This window comes from Flavobacterium sp. ENC (genome assembly GCF_020991415.1).
In the GTDB taxonomy this organism is placed as follows: Bacteria; Bacteroidota; Bacteroidia; order Flavobacteriales; family Flavobacteriaceae; genus Flavobacterium.
Window position 1 is genome coordinate 76,261 of the sequence record NZ_JAJMOY010000003.1, and the last position, 13,932, is coordinate 90,192.

10 protein-coding genes are annotated in these 13,932 nt (G+C 37.2%); 5 read left to right on the forward strand and 5 right to left on the reverse strand.

All coding sequences use genetic code 11. The features are described 5' to 3' along the window. The first annotated feature begins 70 nt into the window (after positions 1 to 70). The 3 genes from LPB89_RS09200 to LPB89_RS09210 are packed head-to-tail and all read left to right on the forward strand — an operon-like array spanning position 71 to position 5,781. Complete coding sequence (locus tag LPB89_RS09200; RefSeq protein ID WP_127339536.1) at positions 71 to 1,153, forward strand: efflux RND transporter periplasmic adaptor subunit; 1,083 nt, start codon at positions 71 to 73, stop codon at positions 1,151 to 1,153. Between the two features lie 34 nt (positions 1,154 to 1,187). Further along, positions 1,188 to 4,355 carry an efflux RND transporter permease subunit gene (locus LPB89_RS09205; protein WP_230701461.1) on the forward strand — a complete coding sequence of 1,056 codons (3,168 nt, stop codon included), beginning with the start codon at positions 1,188 to 1,190 and terminating at the stop codon, positions 4,353 to 4,355. Next, entirely contained in the window at positions 4,348 to 5,781 is a 1,434-nt protein-coding gene (locus LPB89_RS09210) for a TolC family protein (RefSeq protein ID WP_230701462.1), read from the forward strand. Before LPB89_RS09205 ends, LPB89_RS09210 begins: the two co-directional genes overlap by 8 nt. 77 nt (positions 5,782 to 5,858) lie before the next feature. Here the strand turns inward: LPB89_RS09210 and LPB89_RS09215 are convergent, their stop codons facing one another. From LPB89_RS09215 to LPB89_RS09225, 3 genes are all read right to left on the reverse strand, one after another. After that, the gene (locus LPB89_RS09215; RefSeq protein ID WP_230701463.1) at positions 5,859 to 6,200 is read right to left on the reverse strand and encodes a hypothetical protein; all 342 of its coding nucleotides are present in this window, start codon (positions 6,198 to 6,200) and stop codon (positions 5,859 to 5,861) included. After that, on the reverse strand, positions 6,200 to 6,667 hold the full coding sequence (locus LPB89_RS09220; protein ID WP_230701464.1) for a type II toxin-antitoxin system antitoxin SocA domain-containing protein: 468 nt from the start codon (positions 6,665 to 6,667) through the stop codon (positions 6,200 to 6,202). Before LPB89_RS09220 ends, LPB89_RS09215 begins: the two co-directional genes overlap by 1 nt. Positions 6,668 to 6,851: 184 nt before the next feature. Further along, positions 6,852 to 7,703: an AraC family transcriptional regulator gene (locus LPB89_RS09225; protein ID WP_230701465.1), complete on the reverse strand. Its 852-nt coding sequence runs from the start codon at positions 7,701 to 7,703 to the stop codon at positions 6,852 to 6,854. 110 nt (positions 7,704 to 7,813) lie between these two features. Between LPB89_RS09225 and LPB89_RS09230 the strand changes: the two genes are divergently transcribed. Next, on the forward strand, positions 7,814 to 8,002 hold the full coding sequence (locus LPB89_RS09230; RefSeq protein ID WP_230701466.1) for a hypothetical protein: 189 nt from the start codon (positions 7,814 to 7,816) through the stop codon (positions 8,000 to 8,002). A gap of 48 nt (positions 8,003 to 8,050) precedes the next feature. Here LPB89_RS09230 and LPB89_RS09235 read toward each other — a convergent pair whose 3' ends face one another. After that, positions 8,051 to 9,412 (reverse strand): GH1 family beta-glucosidase, encoded by a 1,362-nt coding sequence (locus LPB89_RS09235; RefSeq protein ID WP_230701467.1) that lies wholly within the window; start codon positions 9,410 to 9,412, stop codon positions 8,051 to 8,053. Positions 9,413 to 9,809: 397 nt separating this feature from the next. On the opposite strand from LPB89_RS09235, the gene LPB89_RS09240 reads away from it, so the two are divergent. Further along, the gene (locus tag LPB89_RS09240; protein ID WP_230701468.1) at positions 9,810 to 10,238 is read left to right on the forward strand and encodes a lipocalin family protein; all 429 of its coding nucleotides are present in this window, start codon (positions 9,810 to 9,812) and stop codon (positions 10,236 to 10,238) included. Positions 10,239 to 10,327: 89 nt separating this feature from the next. On the opposite strand, the gene LPB89_RS09245 is transcribed toward LPB89_RS09240, so the two are convergent. Continuing rightward, entirely contained in the window at positions 10,328 to 13,927 is a 3,600-nt protein-coding gene (locus LPB89_RS09245; protein ID WP_230701469.1) for a PAS domain S-box protein, read from the reverse strand. Between the last annotated feature and the right edge of the window lie 5 nt (positions 13,928 to 13,932).

A 13,932-nucleotide genomic window follows, 5' to 3' on the forward strand; every position in this document is an offset into this window, starting at 1 on the left:
ACTGATTATTTTCAGACCGGGAAAGTTTCTATTCCCATTATTCAATCGCTTAATTTCCATTTATTATACCATGAAAAGAATTGTCGTGTTAACAGGCTTATATGCCTTGTTGTGCCTTACCAGTTGTACATCAAAAAAAGAAGAAAAAGAAGAAGCTGAAAAATTTACAGTAACCAATCCTGTAAAAATTGATACTTCGTTTACCAAACAATATGTTTCGCAGATCAAATCTGTCCGAAATATTGAAATCCGTGCTCAGGAAAAAGGATTCCTGCAAAATATTTATGTTGATGAAGGCCAGTTTGTAAAAGCAGGTCAGCTTTTGTTCCGAATTATGCCAAACATGTATCAGGCGGAATTATTAAAAGCACAGGCGGAACAAAAATCAGTAGAAATTGAATTGCAAAATTCTAAATTACTGGCCGATAAAAACATCGTTTCCAAAAACGAATTAAGTGTGGCCCAGGCCAAATTACAATCTGCAAAAGCTGAGGTGGCATTAGCAAAACTTCATTTATCATTTACCGAAATCAGAGCTCCGTTTGACGGAACTATCGACAGAATTCCGTTAAAATTAGGAAGTCTTATCGACGAAGGGGAATTATTGACAAGCCTTTCTGATAACAGTCAGATGTTTGCTTATTTCAATGTTTCAGAACCGGAATATTTACAATATCAAACTGATATAAAAGACCGTGCAGAAACCAAAGTAGGTTTGGTTCTGGCTAACGGAGATACCTTTAAATACAAAGGGAATGTAGAAGTAATCGAAAGTGAATTTAACAATGAAACCGGAAACATTGCTTTCAGAGCAAGATTCCCTAATACAGGTAAATTACTTAGAAATGGTGAAACAGGGCAGGTTCAAATGCTTGTACCGTTGAGAAATGCTATCGTAATTCCACAAAAAGCAACGTATGAAATCCAGGACAAAAAATATGTTTTTGTGGTGGATAAAAACAATAAAGTAAGTTCAAAAGAAATTACGATTACAGGCGAAATTCCTGATTTATATGTCGTTAGCAGCGGACTTACTGAAAATGATAAAATCTTACTGGAAGGCGTTCAGAAAGTAAGAGACAACGATAAAATTAAATATGAGTTCCAATCTCCTAAAGAGGTACTGAATCATTTGCGCTTAAAAGCTGAATAGGTTTAATTGGTTTAATCATTAAAAAAATATAAAAATGTTTAATAAATTTATTCAAAGACCAGTACTGTCGATAGTGATATCGCTGATTATTGTCTTTTTAGGGGTATTGTCGGTATTGAATTTACCGATCACCCAATTCCCATCCATTTCACCGCCAATGGTAAACGTTACGGCAGATTACCCTGGATCTAATGGTGAATTGATGATCAAATCGGTTGTTATTCCGTTGGAAAGAGCTTTAAATGGAGTTCCCGGAATGAAATACATGACTTCTGATGCCGGAAATGACGGTGAAGCAAGTATTCAGGTCGTATTTAATCTTGGTACAGATCCAAATCAGGCTGCGATTAACGTTCAGAACCGTGTGGCTTCTGTTACAAACAAACTACCTCCGTTGGTAGTTAGAGAAGGTGTAAAGATCACCCGTGAGGTTCCGAGTATGCTGATGTATGTGAATCTTTACAGTACCGATCCAAATACCGACATGAAGTTCTTGTACAACTATGCAGATATCAATGTGTTATCAGAGCTGAAAAGGGTAAATGGTATCGGATCGGGAGATATTTTGGGAACACGTGAATATGCAATGCGTATCTGGCTGAAACCTGACCGTATGTTAGCTTATAAAATATCTGCCGATGAGGTAATGGAAGCATTATCAAGCCAGAGTTTAGAAGCTTCACCTGGTAAAACAGGAGAAAGTTCCGGTAAAAGATCTCAGGCATTCGAATATGTACTGAAATATTCCGGACGTTTTACAACTAAGGAACAATATGAGAATATTGTCGTAAAATCAAATAGTAACGGAGAACTTTTACGTCTTAAAGATGTGGCCAAAATTGAATTTGGAAGTTCGATGTATGATATTTATTCAAATTTGAATGGTAAGCCATCTGCGGCTATTGTATTAAAACAATCTTTTGGAAGTAATGCCAATCAGGTTATTGAAGATGTAAAAGCCAAACTGGAGAAAATCAAGCAAAAGTTCCCAAAAGGAATGGATTATGAAATCTCTTATGACGTTTCTAAATTCCTGGATGCTTCTATCGAAAAAGTAATTCACACTTTGATTGAAGCTTTTATTCTGGTAGGATTGGTGGTATTCCTTTTCTTAGGAGACTGGCGTTCAACGATTATTCCGGCGATTGCGGTACCGGTTTCCCTGATCGGAACTTTTATCTTCATGACCTTCTTTGATATTTCATTGAACCTGATCACATTATTTGCCTTAGTACTTGCTATTGGAGTCGTGGTCGATGATGCGATTGTGGTTATTGAAGCCGTTCACGCCAAGATGGAAGAAGAACATCTGTCGGCACTTAAGGCAACTAAAAAAGCGATGCACGAGATTGCAGGAGCTATTATTGCGATTACGTTCCTGATGGCTGCGGTATTTATTCCGGTGGCCTTTATGTCCGGTCCTGTTGGAGTATTTTACAGACAGTTTTCGATTACAATGGCAACAGCGATTATACTTTCGGGTATTGTGGCTTTGACGCTGACACCGGCACTTTGTGCAATGATGTTGAAAAATAATCACGGTAAACCTAAAAAGAAAACGCCTGTAAACAGATTTATAGACGGATTTAACAACAAGTTCAACCTGGCACAAGGGAAATACCAAAACGTATTAGCTAAAATTGTAAACAGAAGAGCTGTTACCATTATTGCGCTTTTAGGTTTTTGCGCCGGAACATGGTTAATCAGTAGTACCGTTCCTTCCGGATTTATTCCGAATGAGGATCAGGGTATGTTTTATGCTATTATTCAGACGCCTCCGGGTTCATCTTTGGAAAGAACCAATAATATTGCCGAGAAATTACAAAAAATTGCCGAAACAATAGACGGAGTAAAATCGGTTTCTTCTTTGGCAGGTTATGAAATTTTGACAGAAGGTACAGGATCTAATGCCGGAACTTGTTTGATTAACTTAAAAGACTGGAACGATCGTAAAGAATCTGTTCAGGAAGTTATGACGGAACTGGAAGAAAAATCGAAAGATATTCCGGGTGCCAATATCGAATTTTTCCAGCCGCCTGCAGTACCGGGATATGGAGCAGCAGGAGGATTTGAACTTCGTTTGCTGGATAAAACAGGCTCTGGTGATTACAGAAAAATGGAAACCATCAATAATGAGTTTGTAAGAGAACTAAACAAACGCAAAGAGCTATCGAATGTCTTTAGTTTCTTTAGTGCCAGTTTTCCACAATACATGATGAAAGTTGACAATGACCTGGCACAGCAAAAAGGAATTTCTATCGAAAATGCAATGAATACCTTGTCCACTCTTGTGGGAAGTAACTACGAAATCAGTTTCATCAAGTACGGAATTAATTATAAAGTAATCGTTCAGGCAGCTCCGGAATACCGTGCGCAGCCAGATGATATTTTAAAACTTTACGTGAAAAACAATCGTGATGAAATGGTTCCTTTTTCTGCCTTTATGAAATTAGAAAAAGTATACGGTCTTTCTGAGATTACGAGACATAATATGTATACTTCTACTGAAATTAGTGGTGGTGCCGCTCCGGGATATAGTAGTGGTACAGCGATTAAAGTGATTCAGGAAGTGGCTGCCGAAAAATTACCTAGGGGTTATGATATTGACTGGGCAGGTATTTCTGCCGATGAGGTAGCACAGGGAAATCAGGCCATTTGGGTATTCTTAATCTGTTTGGGATTTGTGTACCTGGTTTTAGCAGCACAATACGAAAGTTTTATTCTGCCATTATCAGTGATTCTTTCTTTACCGGCAGGTATTTTTGGAGCCTTCCTTTTATTAAAATTAACAGGATTAGAGAATAATATTTATGCTCAGGTTGCCATGGTAATGCTTATTGGTCTTTTGGGTAAAAATGCCGTATTGATTGTAGAATTTGCCATACAAAGGCATGCTGCAGGAAAAACGGTTTTAGAATCAGCCATGGAAGGTGCCAAAGCAAGGTTCCGTCCTATTTTAATGACTTCATTTGCTTTTATAGCCGGATTACTGCCACTTGCTTTTGCTTCAGGACCGGGTAAAATTGGGAATAGAACTATTGGTACAGCAGCTGCCGGGGGTATGCTTATAGGAACCATTTGCGGAGTATTTGTTATTCCTGGATTGTATTACATTTTTGCCAAAATATCAGAGAAACACAAACTGGTAAAAAATGAAGAGGAGAATCCATTAACAGAAGAAATTGATGATAATCATGTATAAATTCAAGTTACAATATAGTATTGCGTTAGGTCTTTGTCTTGCAGCGGTGAGCTGCAAGGCTCCGCAGGCCACTACCGAAACGCCAAACAAAGCAGTTGTTCCTGAAGCTTACACCAACAGCAAGGACACAATAAATATGGCTACGCTTCCGTGGCGCGATTTCTTTAAAGATCAAAACCTGGTCAATCTGATCGATACGGCCCTGAAAAATAATCAGGAATTACTGATCACTTTGCAGGAAATTGAAATCGCAAAGAACGATGTTCGTATCAAAAAAGGGGCTTATTTGCCAACTGTTGGTATCAGAGCGGGTGCAGGAGTAGAGAAAGTAGGAAGATATACCAGCCAGGGTGCAGGTGATGCGACTACAGAAATTAAACCCGGTAAAGAAACACCGGACCCGCTTGGTGATTTTGTGGTAGCAGCTTATGCCAACTGGGAAGTAGACATCTGGAAAAAACTGCGCAATTCCAAAAAAGCGGCAGTAAGCAGATATTTATCAACCGTAGAAGGAAAGAACTTTGTAGTGACCAATCTGATTGCTGAAATCGCCAACTCATACTATGAATTGTTAGCGCTTGACAGCCAGTTAGATATTGTAAAACAAACTATAGAATTGCAATCCAATGCTTTGGAAATCGTAAAGATTCAGAAACAGGCATCCAGAGCAACGGAGCTGGGTGTTCAGAAATTTCAGGCTGAAGTTATGGATTCTAAAAGCAAAGAGTTTGACATTCTTCAGCAAATAAAAGAAGCGGAAAACAGAATTAACTTTTTGGTGGGTCAATATCCACAGGAAATTAAGCGAGATAGAAACAACTTTTTAAGTTTGTTGCCATCAACTGTTAATTCTGGGATCCCTTCTCAATTATTACAGAACCGTCCTGATATTAAACAGGCAGAAATGGAGCTTACAGCTGCAAAACTGGATGTAAAAGTGGCCCGTGCAGAATTTTATCCTTCACTGGATATTTCGGCTGCAGTAGGTGTAAATGCTTTTAATCCTTCGTACCTGTTGACGTTTCCGGAATCGCTTTTGTATTCCTTAGCCGGTGATCTGGCTGCGCCTTTGATTAACAGAAATGCGATCAAAGCCGAGTTCAGTAATGCCAATGCCAGACAGCTTCAGGCTTTGTACAATTACGATCGTGTGGTTTTAAACGCGTATATAGAAGTTTCAAACGAACTTTCCAAAATTAGTAATTTAGAAAAAAGCTACGATTTAAAATCGCAACAGGTAGCGGCCTTAAACACATCCATCGATGTTTCTAATGACTTGTTTAAATCTGCAAGAGTAGATTATTTCGAAGTTCTGATGACGCAGCGTGATGCTTTGGAATCTAAATTAGAACTGATAGAAACGAAAAAAGACCAATTAAATGCTGCAGTCAATGTTTACAAAGACTTAGGCGGAGGTTGGAAATAAAAATTGTTATTAAGTTGTAGATCAAAACCTTTCGAGAGTTCGCTTTCGGAAGGTTTTTTATTTTTTTAGTTTGCCGCTTAGGTAGATTTCTCCGAATTAAAAAGATATTTGGTAACCAGAGTAAAGAAAACCAATATATTCAATGTGGTAGAACCAATTAACGTTATGATGATTTCATCAGATAAATTTAGTTTTCCAAGACCTTTCCACATCAGGATAAAGAAGATACAGATGCACCAGATGCAGGTAAAAGAAAAAATATATTCTGCATATCGTTTTCTTTCCACCATGTTCTGATTGGAATTTTGAATATCGGAGCGGTGTTTCTCATAAGAAATAAACTCTGCAATAGATACCGAACTCGCTGGCGCATTAGCTACATCGCTAATAAGACCGCCCAGATTAAAGCCCCCTGCCATTATTCGCTGATTGGTTTATTTACAAATTTCTTGAAATATTGAATCATGAGGTCGTTTGATATTTCCTTGTCGTTGTTTCTTTTTGCCTCCGTCCAGGGAGAATCGGGAAGATGTGTCCAGTTGGATAATTGTATGGCATTAAGATTTTTGGCTACTTCCAGAGCAAATTCTATAACATCATCTGCAGTTTTATCAAGCTCTTTGTTTTGATTGAGAGAATAACTCAATGGAATTTTTTTTATGGCAGAGTTCCCATATTCTTTAAATTCTTGATAAACGCTTTTGATAACCGGACCATATGGCCAGACTTCAATAGGTTCCTGAATTAACGGAACGCCATTTTTGGCAAGATATAATCCATTGGCAATGAACAAAAGTTTTTGTAACGACATATTAGAAATCTCAATGTCCTGTTCTTTTGCCCGTTTTAAAATTTCTCCGGATAAAAATAATGCTGATTGTGCCACCTCTAAAGATTTAGTTTTACAAATATAGGTTATATAATGGATATTACTATAATTAGTATAAAATTTCTCACAAATGTAATTAATTTTATTTGAAATAAAAACTTCTAATGAACCACTTTTTCAGTGCTGATAGTTTCAGGAATTTGTAAATTCCGTATTTAGGCAGAAAAAATTTGGTGGTTATTTAAAAATTTCCAAACCCAAAAAACATCTTTCTGAATTCCGTAGGATTTACGCCCCTGTGTTTTTTAAACATATTATTAAAATGGCTTTTATCGGTAAAGCCAAATTCGGCAGAAATTTCATTAATACGCATGTCAGTATTCAACAGTCGGTTTTCGATTAATTTAAGCTTATAATTGGTTTGGTATTCCTGTAAGGTTTCATTGGTGTGTTTGCGGAAAAATCGGGCCAGGTACGTCTCGGAAATGCCGAATTTATTACTGATATGAAATCCTTTCAGCTTTTCCGGATCATAAATATTGGCCTGTACATATTGTAAGATGCGAACCACTTTCTGATCACTATGTTCGTTGATTTTCTCCGGAAGGCTCATCATGATATTTCGTGCAATGATGACCAGTACTGTTTTGATGTAATGTGAAAGTAATTCGGTGTGATACAATCCTCTGTTGCCGTGTTCCCTGATGATGGCTTCCATAATTGGCTGAACGATAATGATATCGTCTTCATTTTTTATAACACAGCCCGGTTCGTGTGAAGCATTTTTAAGGATTATTTCAATTCGCTGTAATAATTCCTGCTGGTAAATCCCGCTTAAGTAATAATTATTAAATCGAATGAAAAATAATTGTGTGGGTTCTTCAAAATCAAAACTGTGCAGGTCGTCGGGAGTCAGCAAAAACAAATCACCTGTTTTGTAGGGAAGTGTATTACTGTTAATGTGCTGTATTCCTTTGCCTTGTACTATGTACGCCAGTTCGAAAAAACTGTGCATGTGTCCGCCTCTTGGGTATTCTTCCGTTAAATCTTTCAGAACCAGTTCGTAAGGTTCATGTAATACATCGTTTGTCATAACAAAAAAAAATACTTTTAGAACATGAATTTACAACAATTTACAGTCAAACATTGCAGAATTTTGTAATAGAAATTTTTAATACTAACAATAATACAAAATATAAAAACATGAAAGCACTTATCCCTGAAGAATTTAAGTCCGATTTTCAGATTAAAAAAAATGCTACTCAGCTTGCTAATTCCGGCCAGCTAAAACCAGCAGTTAACCTAAAAGATTTTTCTTTTGAAAACATTGAAGAAGCTTATAATGGTCTCGAAAACCACACTTTGAAAAATAGGGCAATTATCCGCATTTAATTTAAAATAAAAGAGGAAAAGAATTAAACTCTTTTCCTCTTTTTTGATTTATATGCTTTGACCTAAAAAATCACGAAACCACAATCCGGATTGTTTAATGGTTCTTTTCTGGGTTTCAAAATCAATATGGATAAGTCCGAATCTGGCGTTGTATCCCTCGGCCCATTCAAAATTATCGGTTAAGCTCCAGACAAAATAACCGTCAACATTATAGCCGTCTTTTTTTGCTTTTAATAATTGCTCTAAGTGATCGCGGATGTATTGTGTACGACGGATATCATATACTTTTCCGTTTTTGACTTCGTCAGGAAAAGCGGCACCGTTTTCGGTAATGATAATTTTCTTTATGCCTTTGTAGGCATTAAATCTTTTGATTGTATGATAAAGGGCAGGAGGGTAGACTTCCCAGCCCATCTCGGTAGCGATTACATTTCTTTTCTCCGCGCTTACCAATTCGGCTCCAATATAGGGAGTCAGCAAGGAGGCTTTTACGATTTCCCTCGTGTAGCATTGCAGGCCGATAAAATCGAAATCAAAAGACAAATTATTTAAATCACCTCCTATAATATAGCTGTTCAGTTTTTTAAGAACAGCTAAATCCTCTTTTGGATAGCCAAGCCCTAAAACAGGTTCTATAAAAGTTCTGTTGAGTAAAGTATCGACACGTTTTGCAGCTTCTACATCTTTTGGTTTTTCCGTTTCGGGCTCAATATGTGTACAGGAAAAGGTGGTGCCAATATTGGCTTTTGGAACTTTCTCTCGCAATATTTTTCCTCCGGCAGCTGTAGCCAGTGTGACGTGGTGTATGGCTTTAAGATAATTGGTCAGGCCTTTTCGGCCCGGCGCATGTATTCCAAGAAAATAGCCTGCACCTGTAAAAACAGACGGTTCATTGATTACCATCCAGTTTTTTACGCGGTCGCCGAAATGTTGTGCGCATACTTCCGTATAGTCTGAAAACCAGGAAACCGACTCACGGTTGGTCCAGCCTCCTTTTTCTTCTAAAGCATGGGGTAAATCCCAATGATAAAGTGTCACCCACGGTTCTATATTGCATTCTAATAAAAAATCGATGATTTTGTTATAGTAATCAATGCCGGATTGATTTACGGGGTGAATTCCGGTGGGCATAATCCGTGGCCAGCTGATAGAGAATCTAAAGTTGGGAATGTTTAATTCACGAATTAATGCAATGTCATTCTTATAGTAATTGTAGAAATCACAGGCTGAAAGGGCATGATCGCCATTTTTTATTTTACCTTTTTTCGAGGTAAAAACATCCCAGATAGAAGCTCCCTTACCATCGGCGTCGTGTGCTCCTTCAATTTGGAAAGCGGCGGTGGAAACACCCCACAGGAAATCCTCTCCAAATTGTTCTTTATTTAAAAGTGCGTTTTCTGTTTTATTCATTTAAGTACTGCTTTCCTTTATGATTTGAAGTGTATTAATGAAGGAAAGTAGATTGCATAGCTCTTAAAAAAAGCCATTCTTTAATTGACGTCAGGAATTTTAGGCTGAAGAATTTCATGGTATTTAGTTTTAATCAAATTAATAAAAAAGATATAAACTAATCGTAATGTAAAGGTTATGAAATAGTTAACTGTTGTTTCGCTTTTTGAAAACCACGAATAGGATTAAAGAAATGATTCAAACAAAAACCTGATGATAATGCAATCTTTCAGGTTAAAATTATCTTAAAATATAAATTATGTAAGAAAATCGAAAAATTGTAGAACATTCCTCAAGTTGTTTCCTGTTAATTTTGTCATATATAATTCAAACAACAAATAATTAAACAAATCAGATCATGAAAAATTTAAAAAAAATAGTATTAGTATTAGTAGTAGCTTTAGGCTTAGGTATGTTCGCAATGTCTTGCAGTAACGATGATAACGAAGGAGAAACAATTGTTCCTATTCAGGGAAAATACAATCTTAGTAAACAAGGTATTGTTGGTCCAGACGGAAGTGAGCAATTGACTGATGCTCCTGCAAATCAAAGTGGATGTCCTGGAGATTACTTAGAATTAAAATTAAGTAATTCAGCAGTTGTAGGTGATTATAGCGGTGCTAGTTGTGCCTTAGTAGAAACTACAGGGACTTACGTAAGATCTCATAATGATTTGACTCTTGTTATCGGTGGTGTAACTACGACTTCAGATATCATGAATCTTACTAACAAAGAATTAAAACTAAAAGACAAAACTACAGGTATCATTACAGTATATACCAGATAGTAAAAACTTTGAGCTCAACCCTGATTTTATGATTGGGATTAAAACGGAAACGACTTGTGAAGTTGTTTCCGTTTTTTTTTGTCCTTAATTTAAATTTCAGAATAAGGAATATAAATATCAAAAGAAGCACCAACATTTAATTCTCCTTTAGCAGAAATAAATCCTTTATGATTTTCCACAATTTTTTTTACGATGGCCAGGCCAATTCCTGTTCCGTTGTATAATTCTCTTCCGTGGAGACGCTGAAAGACTTCAAATATCTTTGCGTTGTACTGCTGGTCAAAACCAATACCATTGTCAGAGATACTTATATGGCAGTATTGTTTTTTACTTTTAAGAAGTTCATTATTAAAGTTTTCACCTTTATCTATTTTACATTTTATTTTTATGACCGGTGCAATTTCCGGTTTTGAAAATTTAATAGAATTGCTGACAAGATTATAGATCAATTGTCGGAATTGAAATGGGATAACACCTAATTCACAACCTTCAATAATTTCGACGGTAGCATTTTTTTGTTCAAGTTCTTCTTTTAAATCTTCTTTAACTTCATTGATGATTTCAGAAAGGTCCGTTTTTTCAAATACCCTTTCCAAAGTACTGGTTCTGGAATAGGAAAGTAAATCATTAATCAGGGTTTGCATTCTTTGGGCTGCATTTTGCATTCTCTGGAATTTGTCTTTCCCGATTTCAGAAAGATTCTGAGATTCTCTTTCTATAATTTGTGTTGCAAAAGTCTGGATTTTCCTTAAAGGCTCTTGTAAATCATGGCTCGAGATATAAGCAAAAGACTGAAGTTCCTTATTCATTTTCTCCAGATCAATATTGTTTTTCTCCAGTTCCTTTGTTCGTTCTGCCACCTGTTTTTCTAATTCATGTGTAAAAGCTTTCTCGGTCTGAATATCTGTAAAAGCACCAACCCATTTTATAATTTTATTGTCTTTATCCAAAACGGGTTCGCCAATTGCCGTATGCCATCGGTAACCTCCGTTTTTATTTTTTAGACGGACATCACAACGATAAGGTTCACCTGTTGCCAGACTATGACTCCATGTTTTGGCATTTTCTTCAAAATCATTTGGATGAATCATGGATCTCCATTCTTCTTCCCCTTTCGGATGAATTCCCGTGAATTCCAGCCATTTTCCCGAAGCAAACAAGGCATTTCCTTTTTCGTCTGTTTCCCAGATTAGCTGAGGAATACTTTCGGTCAGCGAACGGAAACGTTTCTCGCTTTCTTCTATTTTCTTTCGGGCTTCTACTTTTTCCGTTACATCAATCAGTGTAATTTTTATTCCCGAGATGTTATCATCTGCCTCATTTAAGGGAGCGCATTCAAAATCAATATAAAATTTTTGTTTTCCATTTTCTCCCTCAATAAAAAGTAAGGATTCAGATTCGGAATGTACTTTTCCGGTTTTAGAAACTTCATTTAAAAGGCGTGCATATTTTTGTTGCTTAAGCTCGGGAAATACATCAAATATTTTTTTGCCCTGAACGTCGCTTTCTTTTCTTTTCCAGATGTTTTTCAATAGGGCTACATTGGCCATTTCGATTATCAAATCGCTTCCTTTCAGTACTGCTTTTGGCACGGGAGACTGCATAACGAGATTGCGGAATCTTTTTTCGCTCTCCTCAATTTTTTGCTGATATTGTTTTTCTTCCGTAATATCCCGTATCGTACCTAAAAGCTTTTCAGGTTGGTTGTTTAAATCAAAAAACACTTTTCCTTTGGCTTCTACCCAATGAATCGACTGATCCTCCCAGATCAATCGTGCTTCATAATGTATGTATCCCGAAGCAAAAGCCTCTTTAAACGCTTTCTCTCTAACATGAAGATCATCAGGATGCAAGTGTTTTACCAGCTCACTGTGACTTAAATTTAAAATATTTTTATTCCCGGTTACAATTTCTATGTACCGTTCAGAGTAGTGGAAGTCTTTGGTTTTTACATTCAGTTCCCAGGTACCAAGTTCACTGGCTTCTACAATGATATTTAGTCTTTCTTCGTTCAGTTCTGTTTTTTTTCTGGCTTCGACTTTTTCGGTTACTTCGGTTACGGTAACTATGATTCCCGAAATTTCGCCATTTTCTTCTTTTAAAGGATGATAAAGAAAATCAAAATAGCAGATTTCTTCTTTTCCATATCGGTTTATAGGGACAGGAACCTCATTTCCGTGATATGCGACACCTGTTTTAAAAACACCTTCTAAAAGTGAATTTACAGTTTCTTTAACTTCAGGCAGGCTATCGAAAAGAGGCCTGCCGACAAAATCAGCTTCCGCTCTGCCAACCAGTTTTAAATAGGCTTCATTGGCCATTTCGACCATATAATTGGGACCGCGCAAAATGGTTATTCCAACAGGGGCCTGTTTTACGGTATTACGGAAACGTTTGTCGCTTTCTTCTATTTTTTTCTTTGCAACGTTCAGATCGGTAAGATCAACTCCGGTGTTCATGACGCCATAAATATTCCCATTTATATCGTACAATGGTGTCAGGCTGTAATTGAAATAATGGGTCTGCAGCTTCCCGTCTATAGTCAGGTCAAGAGGTGTATTTGTAGTATGAAAAGATTTTCCGGTATCAAAAACACTTTTTATCTGCTCAAATACAAGCTGATTATCAAGTTCCGGAAGTACATCTTTAAAGGACTTTCCGATAACATTATTTCCTTTGCCCCATAAATTAATAATCGATTCATTGGCAAGTTCAATGTTCATCTCTTCTCCAACATACACCGCAATTGGAAAAGGAGCATTTTCGACCAGTTGCCTCATTTTCTGCTCGTTCTCAACTACTTTGGAGCGGGCCAGTACCTGCGCTGTCACCTCTATGGCAATTGCTACAATACCCGAAATGTTTCCATCAGGTTCTGTCAGGGCTTCATATACAAAATTGATATACGTATCTTCTATGTTGCCTTTTCGTGGTAGCTGCACAAGATGTTCGTTGGCAATGAATTTTTCGCCTGTGCGATAAATATTCTCCAGTACGTCTACGAGATATTGATTTTTGGTTTCGGGTAATGCTTCAAAAATAGGTTTGTTGAGTATGTCTTCACTTTTTACGCCCCATAATTCAATCATCTGTTTATTGGCAATTTCAACGATATACTCTTTACCTCTAAAGACGCACATGGCAACAGGGGCCTGCATGATATTATTGATAAACCGGGCATTGCTTTCTTTTAATGCTTCAGTAGTTTTTTTTCTTTCAGTAGTTTCTATAACCGTCACCAGTATACCGCCTACTTCTCCGTCTTCTTTTTTAATCGGGCTGTAGGAGAAATCAAAGTAGCATTCTTCTGTAAATCCGTTTCTGTTTAAAGGCACCATAAAATCAGGAGAACCAACAGCTTTCCCGCTCCTCACTTCATCAAACATCGGGCTAATAGTTTCCCAGATTTCAGAAAATGTTATTTCCGAGCTTATTCCTAAAGCCTGAGGATGTTTGCTGGTGCCAAGAATAGGACGAAATGCATCATTATACAATTGGGTATAATTTTCGCCCCAGGCAATATACATTCCAAAAGGATTGTGCAACATAACCGTAACCATGGTCTGAAGACTGTGTGGCCAGTTTTCAGGATCTCCCAAAGGAGTTTTGCTCCAGTCCCTGGCACGAATCTCTTCGCCCATTTCTCCGCCACCCGCCAGAAAATAATGCTCATTATTGGTACGCCCCATGCAAA

Excerpts from the sequence above, each read along its gene's own strand:
- LPB89_RS09225 (WP_230701465.1), bottom strand. The coding sequence starts at position 7,703 with ATGACAAACGATGTATTACATGAACCTTACGAACTGGTTCTGAAAGAT.
- LPB89_RS09200 (WP_127339536.1), top strand. The coding sequence starts at position 71 with ATGAAAAGAATTGTCGTGTTAACAGGCTTATATGCCTTGTTGTGCCTT.
- LPB89_RS09230 (WP_230701466.1), top strand. The coding sequence starts at position 7,814 with ATGAAAGCACTTATCCCTGAAGAATTTAAGTCCGATTTTCAGATTAAA.
- LPB89_RS09215 (WP_230701463.1), bottom strand. The coding sequence starts at position 6,200 with ATGGCAGGGGGCTTTAATCTGGGCGGTCTTATTAGCGATGTAGCTAAT.
- LPB89_RS09235 (WP_230701467.1), bottom strand. The coding sequence starts at position 9,412 with ATGAATAAAACAGAAAACGCACTTTTAAATAAAGAACAATTTGGAGAG.
- LPB89_RS09245 (WP_230701469.1), bottom strand. The coding sequence starts at position 13,927 with ATGGGGCGTACCAATAATGAGCATTATTTTCTGGCGGGTGGCGGAGAA.
- LPB89_RS09205 (WP_230701461.1), top strand. The coding sequence starts at position 1,188 with ATGTTTAATAAATTTATTCAAAGACCAGTACTGTCGATAGTGATATCG.
- LPB89_RS09240 (WP_230701468.1), top strand. The coding sequence starts at position 9,810 with ATGAAAAATTTAAAAAAAATAGTATTAGTATTAGTAGTAGCTTTAGGC.
- LPB89_RS09210 (WP_230701462.1), top strand. The coding sequence starts at position 4,348 with ATGTATAAATTCAAGTTACAATATAGTATTGCGTTAGGTCTTTGTCTT.